Source organism: Lacimicrobium sp. SS2-24 (genome assembly GCF_002201535.1).
Taxonomy (GTDB): domain Bacteria; phylum Pseudomonadota; class Gammaproteobacteria; order Enterobacterales; family Alteromonadaceae; genus Lacimicrobium.
Genome location: NZ_NIWW01000009.1, coordinates 42,821 through 61,560, shown reverse-complemented (window position 1 = coordinate 61,560; position 18,740 = coordinate 42,821). Strand labels below are relative to the sequence as shown.

At 50.4% G+C, this 18,740-nt stretch carries 17 protein-coding genes and 1 tRNA gene; 13 read left to right on the top strand and 5 right to left on the bottom strand.

What is annotated here, in order from left to right; translation table 11 throughout:
* Genes tolR through ybgF form a run of 5 tightly spaced genes read left to right on the top strand, consistent with a single transcriptional unit; the run spans position 1 to position 4,001 of the window.
* A complete protein-coding gene (gene tolR, locus CCY32_RS14460; protein WP_088331915.1) occupies positions 1–420 on the top strand; it encodes a protein TolR in 420 nt (139 codons plus the stop codon).
* 3 nt (positions 421–423) lie between these two features.
* Positions 424–1,281 (top strand): cell envelope integrity protein TolA, encoded by an 858-nt coding sequence (tolA, locus tag CCY32_RS14455; RefSeq protein ID WP_088331913.1) that lies wholly within the window; start codon positions 424–426, stop codon positions 1,279–1,281.
* A gap of 49 nt (positions 1,282–1,330) precedes the next feature.
* Complete coding sequence (gene tolB, locus CCY32_RS14450; RefSeq protein ID WP_246840641.1) at positions 1,331–2,647, top strand: Tol-Pal system beta propeller repeat protein TolB; 1,317 nt, start codon at positions 1,331–1,333, stop codon at positions 2,645–2,647.
* A gap of 37 nt (positions 2,648–2,684) precedes the next feature.
* A complete protein-coding gene (pal, locus tag CCY32_RS14445; protein WP_088331909.1) occupies positions 2,685–3,233 on the top strand; it encodes a peptidoglycan-associated lipoprotein Pal in 549 nt (182 codons plus the stop codon).
* A gap of 9 nt (positions 3,234–3,242) precedes the next feature.
* Positions 3,243–4,001, top strand: coding sequence for a tol-pal system protein YbgF (gene ybgF / locus CCY32_RS14440; RefSeq protein ID WP_088331906.1), 759 nt, complete (start codon positions 3,243–3,245; stop codon positions 3,999–4,001).
* A gap of 3 nt (positions 4,002–4,004) precedes the next feature.
* Here the strand turns inward: ybgF and CCY32_RS14435 are convergent, their stop codons facing one another.
* The 5 genes from CCY32_RS14435 to yhbY all read right to left on the bottom strand — a co-directional run bounded on the left by CCY32_RS14435 (position 4,005) and on the right by yhbY (position 9,260).
* Positions 4,005–6,053 (bottom strand): DUF3488 and transglutaminase-like domain-containing protein, encoded by a 2,049-nt coding sequence (locus CCY32_RS14435; protein WP_088331904.1) that lies wholly within the window; start codon positions 6,051–6,053, stop codon positions 4,005–4,007.
* Positions 6,046–7,029 (bottom strand): DUF58 domain-containing protein, encoded by a 984-nt coding sequence (locus CCY32_RS14430; RefSeq protein WP_088331902.1) that lies wholly within the window; start codon positions 7,027–7,029, stop codon positions 6,046–6,048. Before CCY32_RS14430 ends, CCY32_RS14435 begins: the two co-directional genes overlap by 8 nt.
* A 1-nt stretch (position 7,030) precedes the next feature.
* Positions 7,031–7,948, bottom strand: a complete 918-nt coding sequence (locus tag CCY32_RS14425; protein WP_210401752.1) for a MoxR family ATPase — start codon at positions 7,946–7,948, stop codon at positions 7,031–7,033.
* Between the two features lie 222 nt (positions 7,949–8,170).
* Entirely contained in the window at positions 8,171–8,563 is a 393-nt protein-coding gene (locus CCY32_RS14420; protein ID WP_088331898.1) for an H-NS family nucleoid-associated regulatory protein, read from the bottom strand.
* Positions 8,564–8,963: 400 nt separating this feature from the next.
* Positions 8,964–9,260: a ribosome assembly RNA-binding protein YhbY gene (gene yhbY, locus CCY32_RS14415; RefSeq protein WP_088331896.1), complete on the bottom strand. Its 297-nt coding sequence runs from the start codon at positions 9,258–9,260 to the stop codon at positions 8,964–8,966.
* Between the two features lie 120 nt (positions 9,261–9,380).
* On the opposite strand from yhbY, the gene rlmE reads away from it, so the two are divergent.
* From rlmE to CCY32_RS14375, 8 genes are all read left to right on the top strand, one after another.
* A complete protein-coding gene (gene rlmE, locus CCY32_RS14410; protein ID WP_088331894.1) occupies positions 9,381–10,013 on the top strand; it encodes a 23S rRNA (uridine(2552)-2'-O)-methyltransferase RlmE in 633 nt (210 codons plus the stop codon).
* A 287-nt stretch (positions 10,014–10,300) separates the two neighbouring features.
* A complete protein-coding gene (gene ftsH, locus CCY32_RS14405) occupies positions 10,301–12,250 on the top strand; it encodes an ATP-dependent zinc metalloprotease FtsH (protein WP_088331892.1) in 1,950 nt (649 codons plus the stop codon).
* 67 nt (positions 12,251–12,317) lie between these two features.
* Positions 12,318–13,148, top strand: a complete 831-nt coding sequence (folP, locus tag CCY32_RS14400; protein WP_088331890.1) for a dihydropteroate synthase — start codon at positions 12,318–12,320, stop codon at positions 13,146–13,148.
* 28 nt (positions 13,149–13,176) lie between these two features.
* Complete coding sequence (gene glmM, locus CCY32_RS14395) at positions 13,177–14,523, top strand: phosphoglucosamine mutase (protein ID WP_088331888.1); 1,347 nt, start codon at positions 13,177–13,179, stop codon at positions 14,521–14,523.
* 93 nt (positions 14,524–14,616) lie between these two features.
* Positions 14,617–15,369, top strand: coding sequence for a triose-phosphate isomerase (tpiA, locus tag CCY32_RS14390; protein WP_246840634.1), 753 nt, complete (start codon positions 14,617–14,619; stop codon positions 15,367–15,369).
* A gap of 13 nt (positions 15,370–15,382) precedes the next feature.
* The gene (gene secG, locus CCY32_RS14385; RefSeq protein WP_088331886.1) at positions 15,383–15,721 is read left to right on the top strand and encodes a preprotein translocase subunit SecG; all 339 of its coding nucleotides are present in this window, start codon (positions 15,383–15,385) and stop codon (positions 15,719–15,721) included.
* 6 nt (positions 15,722–15,727) lie between these two features.
* A tRNA-Leu gene (locus CCY32_RS14380) sits at positions 15,728–15,814 on the top strand.
* A 531-nt stretch (positions 15,815–16,345) separates the two neighbouring features.
* Complete coding sequence (locus CCY32_RS14375; protein WP_088331884.1) at positions 16,346–18,733, top strand: ATP-binding protein; 2,388 nt, start codon at positions 16,346–16,348, stop codon at positions 18,731–18,733.
* The last annotated feature ends 7 nt before the right edge of the window (positions 18,734–18,740 follow it).

Here is an 18,740-nt window from a genome sequence, read left to right as displayed (position 1 = left end):
ATGTACGAGAGAAAGCGCCGGCGCCCGGTGTCAGAGATCAATGTGGTTCCTTATATCGACGTGATGCTGGTATTGCTGATTATCTTTATGGTGACGGCACCGCTGGTGACTCAGGGGGTTAAAGTGGAGCTGCCCAAAGCCTCTGCCGAAGCTTTGTCAGAAGACAGTAAACCGCCTCTGATCGCCTCGGTTAATGCAGACGGAGAGTACTTCTTAAATGTGGGAGAAAGTCAGGACGAGCCGCTGACGGCGGTCGACCTGGCGACTCTGGTGGCTGCTCATTTACAAAAAGAGCCCGATACACCGGTGGTAGTTAAAGGTGATGGCCGGGTTCCCTATGACAATGTGGTGCAACTCATGGTGTTGCTGCAACGGGCTGGTGTGCCTTCAGTGGGACTGATGACGGATTCACCGGAGTAAAACATGCAGAGTCTGAAACCTGCACTGGCATGGTCTGGTTTATTGCACCTTGTTATGGGTGGCTTGTTGGTGGTGAGTATTGACTTCAGTTCCATTCCAGAGGTGACACAACCGCAAGTGAATCTTGTGCAGGCGGTGGTTGTGGACAGTGCGGTAATTGAACGGCAATTTGAAAAAATTGAGCAGCAAAAAGAAGCAGAGCGCCAGCGTCTGGCTGAAATTGAGCGAAGAGCCCGGGAGGCAGAACAGCGTCGTCGGGAAGCGATAGAAGAGGCTAAAGAGGCGAAAAAGCGTCAGCAACAGGAAGCACAGCGGCGGGCGCAGGCAGAAGCTGCGGCAAAGAAAAAAGCACAGGAAGAGCGGGAGCGCGCTAAACGGCTGGAGCAGGAAAGACAACGAAAAGCGAAAGAAGAAGCCGAACGCAAGGCTCGGGAAGCAGAAGAACGGCGTAAACGAGAGGAAGCGGCAGCCCGTGAAGCCGAGCGCAAACGCCAGGAAGAGGCTGCCAGAGCAGAACAAGAGCGACTGATGCAGGAGCAACTGCGGGCAGAACAAGCGGCCAGGCAACAGCAACGTCAGCGGCAGATTCTCTCTGAAACAGACAAATACCGCGCATTGATTATGCAGGCGATTCAACGTAACTGGATCATCGATGATTCAATGCGCGGAAAGTCCTGTCGCTTAAATATCAGTGTCGCTTCAAATGGTTTTGTGAAGACAGTACGGATTCTTGAAGGGGATCCCAGAACCTGTAAATCAGCTGAAACCGCAGTCTATAAAACGGCCACCTTGCCTGTTCCTAAAGATCCGGAAGTGTTGCAACAATTTTTGAATTTTAATTTAACGGTGAAAAGAGACTGATATGCCCAGAATATTCCATCTCTCAGGTTTAGTGTTTGTTTTACTGATCATGTTCAGTGCCAGGGTCAACGCCACACTGGAAATTGTGATTACAGAGGGTATTGACACGGCCCGCCCGATTGCCGTGGTGCCTTTCAAGTGGGAAGGTCAGGGCAGTATGCCGGAGCGTCTGTCAGACGTGATTGCCGCAGATCTCAGACGCAGTGGTAAATTTAACCCGATTAATGTGGCACGTATGCCGCAAATGCCATCACAGGACCGGGATGTGGATTATGCTGCCTGGGCAGCCACCGGCGTAGAGGCGGTATTGGTTGGCCGGGTTGAGCAGGAAAGCATGGATCGCTACCGGGTCAGTTTTGAATTGATCGATGTGGTGCGCGGGCAAATCACGGGCGGTCAGGCGCAAATGCTCAGTGACGGCAAGTTAATTGACAGTAAGGACCATGTGCTGGCGGGGCGCCAGCATATGATTGACGGTGGTGGCTTCAGACAGCATGCTCACCGTGTCGCCGATATTGTCTATGAGAAACTGACCGGTACCCGCGGGGCATTTTTAACCCGTATCGCTTATGTGATTGTCCGTGATCGAGACACTGAAGAGTTTCCCTATCAGTTAGTCGTCGCAGATTATGATGGATACAACGAAACCGTGCTGTTGCGTTCCAAAGAGCCGCTGATGTCTCCTGTGTGGTCGCCGGATGGTACCAAGCTGGCCTATGTCAGCTTTGAAAACCGTCGCTCGCAAATCTATATCCAGGATATTTACACCATGAGTCGCACGCGTCTGACCGACTTCCCCGGGATTAACAGTGCGCCGCAGTTCTCTCCTGATGGCAAGCAACTGGCCATGGTGTTATCCAAAGATGGCCAACCGGATCTGTATATTATGGATTTAGCCAGTCGCCAGCTTCGTCGTCTGACAAATAGTCGCAGTATCGACACAGAACCGAGTTGGACTCCGGATGGACAAAACATTATCTTTACGTCAGAACGGGGTGGTAAACCTCAGTTATATCGCGTAAATTTAGCATCAGGCAAGGTTCGTCGCCTGACATTTGATGGTGAGATGAACCTCGGGGGAACGGTAACCCCGGATGGTAAAGAACTGGTAATGGTGAATCGCACAAATGGCGACTACCACATTGCCCGTCAGGATCTGTCTACCGGCGTGATGCAAGTGCTGACCAAAACCTACCTGGATGAGTCACCCAGTATCGCTCCCAATGGCAGTATGATTATTTATAGTACGTTACATCAGCGCAGGCAGGTATTGTCGCTGGTGTCGCTGGATGGACGATTTAAGGCAAGGTTGCCTGCGGCTAACGGACAGGTCAAGTCACCAAGCTGGTCGCCGTTTTTAATGTAATTTGTTAAACCCTTTGAAAACAATAAGGAACACGAGAATGCAATTAAGTAAAGTATTCAAGGGCGTAATCATGGCTCTGCCTGTCGTTACGCTGATGGCTTGCTCCTCCAGCAGTCAGGTAGATGAACAGGCCGCCAGCACCAATCAACAAGGCTCTGAAGCTGCTACTGAACAACAAGGTTCAGCCGTGCAGACTGGTAGTGCCGAGAAAATGAAATCACCTGCTGAAATCAAGCGTGAAGAACTTGAAGCGTTGCAGAACGAACAGATGGTTTACTTTGATTTTGATGTATCCACCATTCGTCCTGAGTTCTACTCAATTCTGGACAAGCATGCCGCATTTCTGGTGAAAAATCCGGGTGAAACCGTCACCATCGAAGGCCATTGTGACCAGCGTGGTACCCCTGAATACAACATTGCACTGGGTGAGCGCCGTGCCAAGTCTGTTGCCACCTACTTGCAGAACGCCGGGGTGAGTACATCCCAGATTTCTGTTGTTTCTTACGGTGAAGAGAAGCCTCTGGATACCAGCAATACCGAAGCGGCGTTTGCTAAAAACCGCCGTGGTGTGTTGGTTTACCGATAAGAGATAATGATGAGCTTTCGTGGTCTCGTTGTAACCGGAGTCATGGCTGTTGCCGCCCCTGTGGTGTTGGCTCAGGCTCCGGTCTCCGATCTTAGCGCCGGTAGTCTTGAGAGTCGTATCGCCACGCTGGAACGCATGGTAGAGGCCCGCTCCGGTGCGCAGCATAATATCCAGCGTCAACTGGATATTATGCAGCAGGAAGTCAATGAGCTCAGAGGCTCTGTTGAGGAGCACAGCTATAAGCTGGAGCAGATCCTGCAGCGCCAGCGTGAATTGTATGTTGAGATTGATAATCGCATGCAAGCCATCAGCAATCAGCCGACCCCGACGTTGCCTCCCGCAGGGAATGCTAACGCATCGTCTGCACCGGCGTTGAGCTCGCTGGGGGAAGATGATGCTTATGATCGGGCGGTTAACCTGATATTACGTGAAAAGCGTTATGATCAGGCCATCCCTGAATTTGAAGCCTTTTTGCAGCAGTATCCGACGTCAGGATACGCAGCGAATGCTCATTACTGGTTAGGCCAATTGCACTTTAATAAACAGCAATGGACTGATTCCAGTACGCATTTTGAGCAAGTGGTCAATCAATTCCCCGATTCTAATAAGCGGGCAGACTCGCTGCTGAAACTGGGTATGATTGCACAGAATCAGGCTAACCTGGCTAAGGCACAACAGCTTTTTGAGCAGGTGATTCGGGACTACCCTGAATCCTCCGCGCGAAAACTTGCAGAACCCAGGCTGAGGGCTGTAAAAAATAACGGCTGAGTCTTAACTGATGTTATCTATCCTCTGGGCGTCCCGCACAGAGGATTTTTTCTTTTTAAGCCCCTGCTTTAATTGATTCAACAATGTGCGCATGCGCTGGTTGAGCCCTTGTGTTTTTGTGTTGCCACCCCGGGCGTAGCAGCTTTGCAGATAGCAGCCGGTGATGTGCTCGAAGATATGCGAGATGTCTGTAGACATGCTCTGTTGCACCTGTTTGCTGAAATCCTCCGGACCCATCCAGTGGGGACGCGTGATGCCGTTGTCATCAAGTAGTTTCAGACTCCTGGCATAGTAGTAAGCGGGCGTCTTTTTCGCCAGTACCAGCCAGTGCTTATAGTGATAGAGGGCGAGTAATATGGCGGTAATGGCGACCAATGCCAGGCCTGCAATGGTGAGTCTCAGTGTACTTAACTCCCCGAGCAAGGCTTTTAGCACATCTTCCTGGTTGTCTCGGTTAAAGCCTAATATCCACTTGCTCCACAAATAGTCCATATCGTCCAACAGCATTCTGAATTCATTAACCCAGGCAAATTGTTGTAATCGTCTTAGAGGTGAATCGGCTAAAAAGCTGTCTTCGTAAGCGACCGCTTGCTGCAAACCGAAATCCAGCCTCAGCGGCGAAACGAGTGCTGTCGGATCAAGCCTTTTCCAGCCGTCTTCAGACAGCCATTCTACCCAGGCATGTGCATCATATTGGTAGATGCTCATATAGGCGTCGCCGCGCATCTCGCCGCCGAGGTACCCCGTTACCATGCGCGCAGGGATGCCTGCGAGGCGCAGTGCATAGGTCATAGCCCCTGCGTAATGGGCGCAGAAGCCTGCCTGCTCTTCAAATAAGAACTGGTCGACGGGATCTACAGGCATCGGATTAGGGTTAAGGGTGTAACGAAAATCCTGCTGGATAAAGTACTCAGAGACGGCTTTAATCAGCTCACCCTCGGTTTTATGTTGTTCGCGTAATGCTTTTACCCATTGACGGGTTCTGGGATTGCCGCTTTCGGGAAGTTGCAGATTCAGTCGTCTGTCGAGCACCTCGATATCTGGTAGCAAGGGACTTTGCGTATAGGAGCTGACCTTATAAGCAATACCGGATTGCAGGGGAAATCGACTGAGCAATTGATATTCGCGGCCCTGCCATATTTTACTATCATGGCTAATGGCCACGTCGAGCCCGAATAACCAGGGTTTCTGGCTCGGCTCACTCAATACCTGATAATCAATACGGGGACCTGATACCGCCGGATTAAAGCGATTGTTGGTGCGTTGGTAACGTCTGCGTAAGGTGTCTCGGTAGGGAGCGGTCTGCCAGGTTTTACCGTCAAACTCTTCCAGCACCAATGCACGCCAGTAGCGCTGGTTCATGGCCGGGACCTGTTGCTCGAAACTGACCCGAAACGCCAGTTCTGAGGAGCGGGCCAATTGGGCCAGATCGCCCGGGGTCACTTTATCACTTAAACCCGTTTCACTGCCCTTACCAACGGGCATCTGCCACATGGGGCCTAATTTGGGAATAATCAGGAAGAGCATCAGGCAAAGGGGTAGGGCTTGCAGACTCATCTTTGCGATGCGCATGGTCTGGGCACGCCACGACGTTGAAGGGCTGATATGAAACGCCAGACTGAGTAGCAACATGAGGGTCAGCATGCCGTAAAGCAAACTGAAAAGAATGCTTTGGTTAAATACCAGCCCTGTTCCGATAAGAAAAAACTGAATACCTATCAGTTGAAAATAGTCCCGGCGGTTGGCTAATAACATCAGCTTGAGACTGCAGGCCAGTGCCAGCAGGTTTAACATGCCAAGCAAGAGTCCAAGCTGCCAGCCAAAAGTGGCCAGGACAATGGCGCTGAGTATGGCAAGTAAATTGATAGTGCGAACGGAAATCTGATGTTTCTGCCAGTTGAGGAACAAGCTGATACGAATGATACCGGCACAGCCCACCAGGATCAGGATCCAGGTTTGCAGGGGCGTGAACAGGGTAAAGCTGCTCGCACACAGCACCAGGGTGAGCAGAAGATGGGCATGGTTGTAGGCGGAGGGATTGAGTCTATTCATGACTTACCTCCGAAAAGCCATAGAGGGCCAGGGCTTTGAGACACTGATGACGGTGATGATTGCCCTGTGCCGGTGGGACAAGGGTATCACCCAGTTCCAGTCCAAATCGATATCCCTGACTATCCAGCTCCAACACCATAAAACACAGTCTGGAGAGATCGGCTTCGCGCTGTGGGCCACTGGAGGTGGTCAATCGCAACCAGATCTCACGTTCGCTGCTACCCGAAAACTTTTTGCTGATCATGCCCTGGCCTTTAGCCACCTGTTTCCAGGCAACGTGGTATAGGGGTTGTCCTGGCTGATATTCGGTCAGGCTATGAAAGTCATCGTGACCCTGCTGGTCGCTGACCGGCCCTTCCTGATTTTCCTCTCCCGACTCGTCATAGGTTACAACGCTACAGGGGTGAGGGCTTGGGTAGACCAGAATCGTTGAGGCAAACTGAAGGTGCGTCCAGCAGCGAAACAAACCCAGAGGATAGAAACTGCTGAGAGTAATTCGAGGTATGGCCTGCGGGCCTCGCGAGGAAGTTGGAACCGCTACGTCAACAGGGTTGGTCAGACGATCCAGATCCACACTCAGTTGCACGTTTTTGCCATAAAGGGCGATATGTAAGCGGCCGTGAGCCGTTTGCTTTTTTGTTGTGGTTTCTATCCACAGCGGCACATTGGCACTGTCTCCGGCGAATGGGTACCCCACTTTGCCAATAACAATACGCAGTCCGGAAAAATTGAGATAACTGTTGAATAAACTAACCAGAAAAAGGCCGAGAAGAAAAAAGGCGAGAATGAGAATCAGATTATTCTGATAGTTTGTACCCAGAATAAACAGCGCGACACACAGAACCAGAAATAAAAAGCCAAAGCGCGACGGGAAAATAAAGATATTCCGCCGGTGTAGTGATACATCCGTGGCCGGGGGAATACGTTTATCCAGCCATTGGGTGATTTTCAGACTCAGATGTTTGCTGAACATCATGTCAGGCCGCTAATGGATCAACTTGTTCCAGCAACAACTGGCTGAGGCTGGTTTGCGTGGGATGGTCGGTCAGCGTGGAGCGCAATCTGTGTTCTGCGACAGCGGGCAAGACGGCCTGTACATCTTCGGGAATCAGGTAGTCACGATCGTCGATCATTGCCCAACTGCGGGCCGACTGCAGCAGAGCTTTACTGGCCCGGGGTGAGAGTGCGTTGGGAAAATGCTCCGATTCCCGACTGAAGGTTACCAGACGTAAGATGTAGTCAATAATACTGTCCGAGGCATGAACTTCATCAAGGTGCTGCTGCAACTCCAGCAGTGCAGCGGGGGAGATAACCGGGCTCAGTGGGCGCACATCTTTCTGCCGGGGCTGTTTTAGCATGTCTTTCTCGGCCTGCCAGTTGGGATAGCCCAGTTGAATACGCATTAAAAAGCGATCCAGCTGTGATTCCGGCAAGGGGTAAGTACCTGCCTGATGCTGCGGATTTTGTGTACCAATGACAAAAAAGGGACTGGGCAACTCGTGGGTTTCACCATCCAGGCTAACCTGATGCTCTTCCATGGCCTCGAGTAAGGCACTTTGGGTTTTGGGGCTGGCGCGGTTAATCTCATCAGCCAGCACAACCTGTTGAAATAAGGGACCTGGGTGAAAACTGAAGGCCTGACGTTGACTGTCAAAAATATTCACGCCCAGCATGTCCGCTGGCAGCAGGTCAGAGGTAAACTGGATACGAGAAAAGCCAAGTCCGAAAACCGTTGCCAGGGCGTTAGAAAGTGTGGTTTTTCCCATACCGGGAAGATCTTCGATAAGAAGGTGTCCTCCGGCCACCAGGCAAGTTAACGCCAGTTTTATTTCCTGCTCCTTACCCAAAATCACATGACTGATTTGACTCACGGCTTGTTGGATCTGTGTTTGCATGATGATGGCCTGCTGTTCATGTTATGGGACTTAGTATAACAATAGTCTGCAGAGGCAATTTCAGATTGCTCTGCTGATCAATTTATCGCTTACCACTTTGCCATACCACGTCGTGTAGCAGGTATTTGTACTGATAACCCGATGCTGATACAGATACCTCGTTTTTTTGACATAAAAAAAGACCGGACTAAGCCGGCCTCTTTTTAAATAAGCGGATTTTTATCAGACCCGATACTTTTCCAGTTGCCCCTGTTGTTTCAATTGAGCGAAAACTTTTGGTGTGCGTCCGATGCCTGTCCAGCTATGTTCTTTCCCGTCATGGTCGGTGAATCGATATTTAACCGGGCGCTTCTGACCGCTCTTTTTACTTTTCGATGGTGCAGCATCATCAAGATCATCAATATCCAATCCCGCTTCCTGCATTTGTCTGAGTATGGCGTCTCTGACGGCTTTCTTTCTCTCCGCTTCTCTGCGCTGCTCAGCCTCTGATTCCTTTTTCTTCTCAATGACATCAGCCAGTTTTTCACTAACCTGTTCCAATTCAGAAACAGACAACTCTTTCACGGCCGCCTGAAGGCGTCTTGCGTGGGTCAGAATCTTTATAAAATCACTCATCAAATCACCTTTTTGTTTATCAAATTGAACACTGAAAGTCTGATTAAAATATATTCATAACACTAGAATTGCAATCAACACGCAATAATATATTTAAATTACTATTTATTTCTCAGTTGAACCATTTTAGCTGTTTTTTCTTTGCTGAGCGCAAAAAAGATCAAAAAAGCAGGATTTGAATAAAAAGGTTTAATAAGAATTGAATTCAGATTGAATTAATGGGATCAGGACGAACTGGAATTAAGGGTTCCATCACTGAATTTAGTATCAAAGGAATGATGATACCTGGCTGAAAGCGGCTGTGGATTTTAACAGCCGGGACCAAAGGTTCACCGCTGCCGCTGCTGATGTGTGTTCTTTTGTCTGCATCAGCAGCGAGATTGGGTCCTGAACGGGATGTTCAGAGTTTGGGGATGCGTATCTTTTTTTCGTCGCTTTGACGGTACAGTACTAACGTGTGACCAATTAATTGAACATTTACCGCTTTTGCTTCGCGACTTATCGCGTCACAAATCAAGCGTTTCTGCTCCTTATCGTCGGTCGGTACTTTTACCTTGATCAGCTCGTGGTGATCCAGCGCCAGGTCGATTTCTGCCATTACACCTTCGGTCAGACCGTTATTACCCAGTTGCACAACGGGCTTGAGGGAGTGAGCGAGGCCTTTAAGGTATTGCTTTTGCTTTGTCGAAAGAATCATTAAGTTACAAATTTATCTGGTTGTTAAACCGACACCTTCCATCAAATAGGGTGCCGCCGGGGTTGAAAAAAGGGTATTCTAACGTCATCTCAGCGCTATGCCTAATGACATTCTCAGGATATGACAAAAAAGACCCGCTCTGCCAGCAGTGCCCGTTGGCTCAAAGAACATTTTGACGACCCCTATGTGCAAAAGGCCCAAAAACAAGGCTGGCGCTCACGGGCCGTGTTTAAGCTGGAACAAATTCAGCAAAAGGACCGTTTGATCAAACCTGCTATGACTGTCGTCGACCTGGGCGCGGCTCCTGGTGGCTGGTCGCAGCTATCGGCACAATTGGTCGGCGCCAAAGGACAGGTGATTGCCTGCGATATTCTGCCCATGGAGCCATTGGCTGGTGTCGACTTTCTGCAAGGTGACTTTCGAGAAGAAGCGGTGATTGACGCGTTATTAAATCGTATTGGCGGAAACAATGTGGATGTGGTGTTGTCAGATATGGCGCCGAACATGAGTGGTAACAGCTCTGTGGATCAGGCCCGCTCTATGTATTTGGTAGAATTGGCCATGGACATGTGCAGACAGGTTCTGAAAGATAACGGCAGTTTTGCGGTCAAAGTATTTCAGGGCGAAGGTTTCGACCAGTTTTTTATTCAGATGAGACAGGCGTTTAAGAGTGTCAAAACGCGAAAGCCCGATTCATCCCGCGCCCGATCGCGGGAGGTATATTTGGTGGCAACGGGCTACAAAGGACAATAAGACACAAACAGTTTGTGCTGTTTATATCGAACCAGCGAGTTCCCGCTGGCTCTGTCACAAGCAGCCAAACTATAGTAGGCTTGGGCTGCCAGAAAAAGAGACCCAGAATAGTAATTCTGACGTATTTATCTGGTAGCGTAAGATATTAGCTGCCGGTTTGTCTCCCCGGGGATGAACCAAGAATGCGGATAAGGTGACTTAACCGTGATGGCAAGCCTGACCGATATTGCGCCACAACAGGGGCAACAGAGGCAGGCAAACAAACTGTTTTTACAGAGGTTAAAGCGTTGAGCGATATGGCAAAAAATTTAATTCTGTGGTTGGTGATCGCCGTAGTTCTGATGACGGTGTTTCAGAGTTTCACTCCGAGCGACACAGCCGGCCGACAGTATGATTACACCCAGTTCATCAAAGAGGTGAATCAGGGACTAATCCGTGAAGCACGCATCAGTGGCCGTGAAATTAAAGGGATAAAACGCAGTGGTGAAAATTTTGTCACCTACATCCCCACGGCTTATGATGAAGATCTGCTCAACGATTTACTCAAGAGCGACGTCCGGGTGATTGGAGAGCCACCGGAAAAGCCCTCGATGCTGGCCAATATCTTTATATCCTGGTTCCCCATGTTGCTGCTGATTGGTGTATGGATATTCTTCATGCGCCAGATGCAAGGCGGTGGCGGCCGCGGCGCTATGTCTTTCGGTAAAAGCAAGGCAAGACTGCTGGGTGAAGACCAGATAAAAACCACCTTCATGGATGTAGCCGGTTGCGACGAAGCCAAAGAAGAAGTCTCTGAACTGGTGGATTTTCTGCGTGACCCCTCCAAGTTCCAGAAGCTGGGTGGCAAGATCCCTACCGGTGTGTTGATGGTAGGACCTCCGGGAACAGGTAAGACGTTGCTGGCCAAAGCTATTGCCGGTGAAGCCAAGGTGCCCTTCTTTACCATCTCGGGCTCGGACTTTGTCGAGATGTTTGTGGGGGTAGGCGCTTCCCGTGTAAGAGACATGTTTGAACAAGCTAAAAAGTCAGCACCGTGCATCATTTTCATCGACGAAATCGATGCGGTAGGTCGCCAGCGTGGCGCCGGCTTAGGCGGTGGTCATGATGAGCGAGAGCAGACCCTGAACCAGATGCTGGTGGAAATGGATGGCTTTGAAGGCCACGAGGGAATCATCGTTATCGCGGCGACAAACCGTCCTGATGTGCTCGACCCTGCCTTATTGCGTCCTGGCCGTTTTGACCGTCAGGTGGTAGTCGGTTTACCCGATATCCGTGGCCGTGAGCAGATCCTGAAAGTGCACATGCGCAAAGTTCCCATTTCGGACAATGTGGATGCGGCGATTATCGCTCGCGGCACACCGGGCTTCTCCGGTGCTGACCTGGCTAACCTAGTAAACGAAGCCGCGCTGTTTGCAGCCCGAGGCAATCGTCGACTGGTGACCATGGAAGAATTTGATAAGGCCAAAGACAAAATCATGATGGGCGCTGAGCGCAAGTCCATGGTGATGTCTGAAAGTGAAAAAGAAATGACCGCTTATCATGAGGCAGGTCATGCTATCGTCGGACGTATGGTGCCGGAACATGACCCGGTGTACAAAGTCTCCATCATACCCCGGGGCCGAGCGCTTGGGGTGACGATGTACTTGCCAGAGCAGGACAGGTTTAGTTATACCAAACAGCACATCGAGAGCATGATTTCCAGCCTGTATGGCGGGCGTATTGCCGAAGATATCATTTACGGCGGCGAAAAGGTGACCACCGGCGCCTCCAATGATATCGAACGAGCCACCGATCTGGCCCGTAAGATGGTGACCCAGTGGGGATTGTCAGAAAAAATGGGTCCCATGCTTTATGCTGAAGAAGAAGGCGAAGTGTTTCTTGGCCGCAGCATGGCAAAGGCCAGCAATATGTCAGATGACACCGCCCGGGCTATTGATGCTGAAATCAAAGCGGTGATTGATCGTAACTATCAGCGTGCCGAGTCCATTCTTAAAGAAAATATGGACATTCTTCACGCCATGAAAGACGCGTTGATGAAATACGAGACCATTGATGCCAAACAGATCGATGACTTAATGGCTCGTAAGGATGTCCGTCCTCCTGCAGACTGGCATGATGACAACAAACCTAATGGTGACACGCCCACCGATTCCGGAGATGAAAAACCGGTCTCTGAGGATAAAGAAGCCAAACCCGGTAGCGCGGAAGTGGGTAAGCCAGGTGATCAACCCGGCTGATAGGCTGTCACAGAGAGTTATCCAAGGGCGCTGGTAAGCGCCCTTGTCGTATGTCAGGACTGTAATAATGAAATTTATCACTCACGAGTTGGACCTATCACTGCCCAGAATCATGGGAATATTGAACGTGACACCGGATTCATTTTCCGATGGTGGCAAGTTTAACCGTTTGGACGATGCACTGGCGCAAGCACAGCGGATGCTGGATGAAGGTGCCGATTTCATCGACATTGGTGGTGAGTCGACCCGTCCCGGCGCTGCCGCGGTAAGCGTTGAGCAGGAACTGGAGCGGGTAATACCTATTGTGGAGGCGATTAAGCGTCGTTTTGACACGCTGATTTCTATCGATACCAGCAAAGCAATCGTTATGAAAGAAGCGGTCAATGCTGGGGCCGTACTCATTAATGATGTAAGAGCCTTACAGGAAGAAGGCGCCCTTGCGGCAGCAGCGGCCACCGATGCCGCGGTTTGCCTGATGCATATGCAGGGGCAGCCCCGTACCATGCAACAGCAGCCGCACTATGAAGATGTTTTTGATGATATCCGGCGTTTTTTCGAACAGCGTATTGAGGCATGCAAGCAAGCGGGTATTGACGTACAACGAATAATCCTGGATCCAGGCTTTGGCTTTGGTAAGACTTTGCAGCATAATTATCAGTTGTTAAACCAACTGGAGTATTTCCACCAGTTTGGTTACCCGTTGTTGGTGGGCATGTCGCGTAAATCTATGGTTGGCAAGCTGCTTGACAATGATGTTGATGAGCGCCTCGCCGGCAGCCTGGCCTGTGCAACCATTGCAGCCCTGAAAGGGGCCCAGATTATCCGTGTGCATGATGTGAAAGCGTCAGCCGATGCGCTCAAAGTGGTTCGCGCCACCTTGAGACCAGAAGAATTATAAATCGGTAGCAGCCGATATAAGGAAAACAATGAGCCAGAGAAAATATTTTGGAACAGATGGTATTCGCGGCAAAGTAGGCCAAAGTGCTATTAACCCAGAGTTTGTCACCAAGCTCGGTTGGGCGGCGGGTAAAGTCCTGTCAGGTAGGGGAACCAATAAGGTTCTGATTGGTAAAGATACCCGTATTTCGGGTTACATGTTGGAATCTGCTCTTGAGGCAGGATTGTCAGCAGCGGGTATCAATGTCGCGTTACTTGGCCCCATGCCGACACCGGCCATTGCCTATCTGACCAAAACCTTCCGTTCTGAGGCCGGTATTGTTATCAGTGCCTCTCATAATCCGTATTACGACAACGGCATCAAATTTTTCTCCGCCGATGGCTATAAGCTGGCTGATGATATTGAACTGGCTATTGAAGCACAAATGGACCAACCCATGGAGTGTGTTGCCTCTGATAAACTCGGTAAAGCCATTCGGGTAGCAGATGCTGCAGGTCGTTACATCGAGTTCTGTAAAGGCACCTTTCCCTCAGATTTGTCATTGAAAGGGCTTAAGATTGTGGTGGACTGTGCTCATGGTGCGACCTATCACATTGCGCCAAACGTGCTCAGGGAGCTGGGTGCGGATGTCATTGAGCTGGGCACCGAACCTGATGGTCTGAACATTAATGACAATGTCGGTGCTACCTCCATGCAGGCTATAACCCAAAAGGTGCTTGAGGAAAAAGCCGATCTTGGGTTCGCTCTGGATGGTGATGGCGACCGGATTATGATGGTGGATCATAAGGGCAACCTGGTCGATGGAGATGAAATCGTTTATATCATTGCTCGTGATGCGCTCTCTTCCGGACGCTTGAATGGTGGTGGTGTAGTCGGTACCCTGATGAGCAATCTCGGGCTGGAAGTTGCATTGGCACAACTGGCCATCCCGTTTGCGCGAAGCAAGGTAGGTGATCGCTATGTGATGGAATTGCTGAATGAGAAGGGCTGGAATATCGGTGGTGAGAGTTCGGGTCATGTGCTCAACCTCGCGGTCTCTTCAACCGGAGATGGAATCGTATCTGGCCTGCAGGTGCTCACCTCAATGTTGCGTGCCGGATTGAATTTATATGAACTTCGACAGGGCATGGAAAAGTTTCCGCAGACTCTGATCAATGTCCGCTATGGCGAGACGGTAGTGTCTACTGACCATGGTGATATTCAAAAAGCCGTGCTGGCCGCAGAACAGGACATGGGCGAAGACGGCAGGGTGCTGTTACGTAAGAGCGGCACCGAGCCGCTGATACGTGTCATGGTTGAAGCTACCGACGAGGGGCTGGCGCAGAAATGGGCTGAGCACATTGCTGAATCGGTACGAAAAGTGAGCGCACAGTAAAGAATCACGCATCAGATGCTTGTATCTTTGTGGTGGGTTGGTTAAACTCTCGCGCGCTTTGAAGTGACGCGCCCCGGCGAGTCTGGAGTCAAGATGGCGAATACAATGAACAACAGACGACCAATGGTTGCAGGAAACTGGAAAATGAACGGTAACCTCGACCTGGTTAATAAGATGCAGGATGGCATCGGTAACCTGGCCAAGCAAGATCTTGATGTTGTCATTTGCCCCCCATCGGTGTATCTCCAGGCCTTTGACAAGCAGAGCCTCTTGTTAGGCGGACAGGATATCAGTGAGTATAATGAAGGCGCTCACACCGGTGATATCAGTGCCAGAATGCTCAAAGAACTGGGTTGTCGGTTTGTGATTGTTGGACACTCTGAACGTCGCAGTGACCATCATGAAAGCAACGAGCTGGTGGCAGTAAAAGCCCGAGTCGCGTTGGAGCAGGGGTTAACTCCCATTGTTTGTGTAGGTGAGCCATTGTCTGTACGCGAGGCCGGACAGGTGTTTGACTATGTGGCGGCGCAACTTGATGCGGTAATACAGGGTGTCGGAAGCACACAGATAAGCCAACTGGTTATTGCTTATGAGCCCATCTGGGCTATCGGAACCGGGAAGTCTGCGTCACCTGAACAGGCACAAGACGTTCATCACTTTATCCGCAAACATATTGCCAAAGCTGATGAGGCTGCGGCGAGCGGAATCAGAATTTTATATGGTGGCAGTGTCAATGCCGCCAATGCCGGGGCACTTTTTGCCCAGGCAGATGTAGACGGTGGCCTGGTGGGTGGAGCCAGTCTTAAAAAAGACGAATTTTTAGCAATTTGCCAGGCGGCAAACTGATTTGAGGTAAAGCATGCTTTACGAAGTATTAATGGTTATATATTTGCTGGTTGCACTGGCGCTGATTGGCCTGGTGTTGATTCAGCGCGGCAAAGGAGCCGACATGGGTGCTTCCTTCGGTGCCGGAGCCTCTAATACGGTATTTGGTTCCAGTGGCTCGGGTAATTTCCTGAGTCGCTCAACGGCGGTATTAGCCACATTGTTTTTTGCTATCAGCCTGATTCTCGGCGCTATGACCGCAGGCCAGGAAAAGCAGGGTGATGAATGGGAAAATCTGGAAGTGCCAGTGTCTGAACAGGCGCCTGCAGAAAACGATGTGCCGGGCAATCAGCCTGCGGATATTCCTGAGTAAGTTTTTGCGGATGTGGTGGAATTGGTAGACACGCTATCTTGAGGGGGTAGTGGCCTAACGGTCGTGCGAGTTCAAGTCTCGCCATCCGCACCAAAATTAAAAAACCGGCATTTGCCGGTTTTTTTATGTCCAGGGACGGACGGTATGCCGAAAATGTCGGGAACATTTTTTCGGCGATGTCCAGGGAAGGACGGTATGCCGGGGGGGCAGGGAGCATTCCCCGGCGATGTCGAGGGGCTGTATAGCCGCTCAGGTTGTTTGAGACATTTCGTCACGCAGTTTGAGAGCGCATTGGGCTAGGTCACTGGTGGCTGACAACAAGAAGTATGAGTCTCTGAAATTAACCGCACTCAATCTAAAACGTCGCATGTTTTGCGGCGAGTTCCGATTGCTTTAACACCTTCATCATCCTTGTAAGTTGGATCTGTTCGCTACAACTTCGATCCCACTTAATCTCATTCTCAAATACTGGCCATAGTTTTCGTCGCGACCGTTCTTTCAACCAGATGGTTGATTATTTAGTAGCCGGAAAAACTGCGATTACACTGGAATTGACGGATGGCGTTTGACAGGCCCATGAAATCGGGTTTCACTTGAGCTAAAGACACTGTATTAGCCGAATTAATGCCACACGCAACAGAACTGACCCATCAGCAACTTACCGCCAAACCCAGCAGGCAGAAGATCAATCAGGCCCTCAAAGACGAGCGCGCTCTGAGCGCCAGTTTTATCGGCCAGAACCGCGCACGTGAAGCGCTCGATTTCGGTCTGGGTATTGATGCCAGAGGGTATAATCTTTATGTGATGGGGGAGGCCGCGACCGGACGTTTTACGCTGGTACGCGAGCATATCGCGCGTCATGTCAGCAATGCAGCCAGTCCCGATGACTGGTGTTACATCAACAACTTTGAGGATGAGCGGGAACCCTTTGCACTGCATTTACCTGCCGGTGACAGCCGCAAATTGCTCAAGGACATGAACGGGCTGATTGACGAGTTATTAGATACCTTTCCTGCCGCTTTCGATAACCCCGGTTATCAGCGAAAAAAAGCCAATATTAAGCGTCAGTTTGACAAGCGTTATGAGAAAGCCATTGAAGAAGTGGAGCAGTTTGCGCAAAGCCAGGATGTGGCGCTGTACGAGGAGAGTGGCACCATCAGCTTTGCGCCTATTGTCGAGGGCAAGCCGGTAACGGATGAAGAGTTTGCGAAATTATCGGAACAACAACGGCAGCATTTTTATGATTTGATTAATCAGCTTGAGGATCGTCTCAGCGAACAGCTACTGGAATTACCCCAGTGGAAGCGTGAATCGTCGGAAATGCAGCGCAAGCTAAAAAAAGAAACGGCAGAACTTGGCATAAAACCCATTCTCAAAGAGCTGGAACACAAATATGCCGCTGATTTGGGCATTCTTAAATTCCTGCGCCAGCTCAGGCCGCATCTGGTCGAAACGGTCGTAGAAATTCTGGCCGAGGAAAACAAAGACGAAAAACAAGATGAGTACGACAAGCGCTCGGTGCTCGAAGAGCAGTATCTTCCCAATATTCTGGTCAGCCATGATATCAACGATGGGGCACCGGTGGTGTATGAAGCCAACCCCACCTACCAGAATCTGTTTGGCCGTATTGAGTATACCAATGTGCAGGGATCGGTATTTACCAATTATCGTATGATTCGCCCTGGTGCGTTGCACAAGGCTAACGGCGGCTATCTGCTGCTGGATGCCGATAAGATGATTCAGCAACCCTATGTGTGGGAAGCGCTCAAGCTTGCGCTGATGCACGGTGAACTGAAGATGGATCCCCATCAACACGATATCGGTATGGTCAACTCCATGACCCTGACTCCTCAAAGTATCCCGGTGAAAGTGAAAGTGGTGTTGATGGGATCTCGGGACCTGTATTACACCCTGCAGGAATACGAAGACGAATTTGACGAATTGTTCCGGGTACTGGTGGATTTCGACTATGAAATCCCTCTGGATAACGTCACTTTATTTGATTTTGTCGGGCGTGTTCGTCATCAGATACAGGATATGGGACTACAAAGCATTTCGGCCAAAGCCATGTATCGCCTGGTGGAATTCAGTCTGCGGCTGGCCGAACATCAGCATCGGATGTCAGCGCGGTTTGCCGATGTGATTGAGCTGTTGCATGAAGCGCGCTACTTTTGCCAAAAAGAGCAGACCGATTGTCTGGATGTGTCGCACATTGAGACAGCGCTGGAAGCCAAGACCCGCCGTAGTGGCAGAATCAGCCAAGCGTTGCTGGATGATATCAAAGAAGGACAGATTCTGATCGAGACCGAGGGCGAAGCCATCGGCAAAGTGAATGGCCTCACGGTACTGGAAATTGGCGACAGCCTCTTCGGTACCCCTGCACGCATCAGCTCTACCGTCTACGCCGGAGCCAATGGCGTGGTAGATATCGAACGTGAAGTGGAACTGGGCCGCCCCATTCACTCCAAGGGTGTGATGCTGCTGACCGGTTATCTTGGTCACAAATACGCCCAATGGTTTCCGCTGACACTCTCTGCCAACATTGCCATCGAGCAGTCCTATGGGCAGATAGATGGTGACAGCGCCTCTCTGGCAGAACTGGTAGCCCTGATTTCAGCGCTGACATTGACACCGGTGAAACAGGAGCTGGCCGTGACCGGTTCCATTAATCAATACGGTCAGGTGCAGAGTGTCGGCGGCGTTAATGAGAAAATTGAAGGTTTCTATAAGCTCTGTGAACACCGGGGCCTGACGGGCAATCAGGGGGTGGTGATCCCAAAATCCAACCAAATTAATTTGATGCTGGAAAAAGAAGTCATTCAGTCGGTCAAACAAGGGCGCTTTCATATTTTTGCCGTAGAAACGGTGGATCAGGCGCTTTCGGTCCTCATGAACCGTGAAGTGGGCGTGTTATCCAGCCGCGGGCGCTACCCCAAAGGCACTATCAATAGTCTGGCGGTCAATCGCCTGCAGCAAATCGCCCATATCGTCAATGGCTCGGATCAGGAGTAAGCCCGCA

Coding starts and splice junctions, on each gene's coding strand:
- CCY32_RS14430 (WP_088331902.1), bottom strand. CDS start 7,029: ATGATGTTCAGCAAACATCTGAGTCTGAAAATCACCCAATGGCTGGAT.
- folP (WP_088331890.1), top strand. CDS start 12,318: ATGAAATTTATCACTCACGAGTTGGACCTATCACTGCCCAGAATCATG.
- ybgF (WP_088331906.1), top strand. CDS start 3,243: ATGAGCTTTCGTGGTCTCGTTGTAACCGGAGTCATGGCTGTTGCCGCC.
- glmM (WP_088331888.1), top strand. CDS start 13,177: ATGAGCCAGAGAAAATATTTTGGAACAGATGGTATTCGCGGCAAAGTA.
- tpiA (WP_246840634.1), top strand. CDS start 14,617: ATGGCGAATACAATGAACAACAGACGACCAATGGTTGCAGGAAACTGG.
- tolA (WP_088331913.1), top strand. CDS start 424: ATGCAGAGTCTGAAACCTGCACTGGCATGGTCTGGTTTATTGCACCTT.
- rlmE (WP_088331894.1), top strand. CDS start 9,381: ATGACAAAAAAGACCCGCTCTGCCAGCAGTGCCCGTTGGCTCAAAGAA.
- yhbY (WP_088331896.1), bottom strand. CDS start 9,260: ATGATTCTTTCGACAAAGCAAAAGCAATACCTTAAAGGCCTCGCTCAC.
- CCY32_RS14420 (WP_088331898.1), bottom strand. CDS start 8,563: ATGAGTGATTTTATAAAGATTCTGACCCACGCAAGACGCCTTCAGGCG.
- tolR (WP_088331915.1), top strand. CDS start 1: ATGTACGAGAGAAAGCGCCGGCGCCCGGTGTCAGAGATCAATGTGGTT.
- tolB (WP_246840641.1), top strand. CDS start 1,331: ATGTTCAGTGCCAGGGTCAACGCCACACTGGAAATTGTGATTACAGAG.
- CCY32_RS14425 (WP_210401752.1), bottom strand. CDS start 7,948: ATGCAAACACAGATCCAACAAGCCGTGAGTCAAATCAGTCATGTGATT.
- CCY32_RS14435 (WP_088331904.1), bottom strand. CDS start 6,053: ATGAATAGACTCAATCCCTCCGCCTACAACCATGCCCATCTTCTGCTC.
- pal (WP_088331909.1), top strand. CDS start 2,685: ATGCAATTAAGTAAAGTATTCAAGGGCGTAATCATGGCTCTGCCTGTC.
- secG (WP_088331886.1), top strand. CDS start 15,383: ATGCTTTACGAAGTATTAATGGTTATATATTTGCTGGTTGCACTGGCG.
- CCY32_RS14375 (WP_088331884.1), top strand. CDS start 16,346: ATGCCACACGCAACAGAACTGACCCATCAGCAACTTACCGCCAAACCC.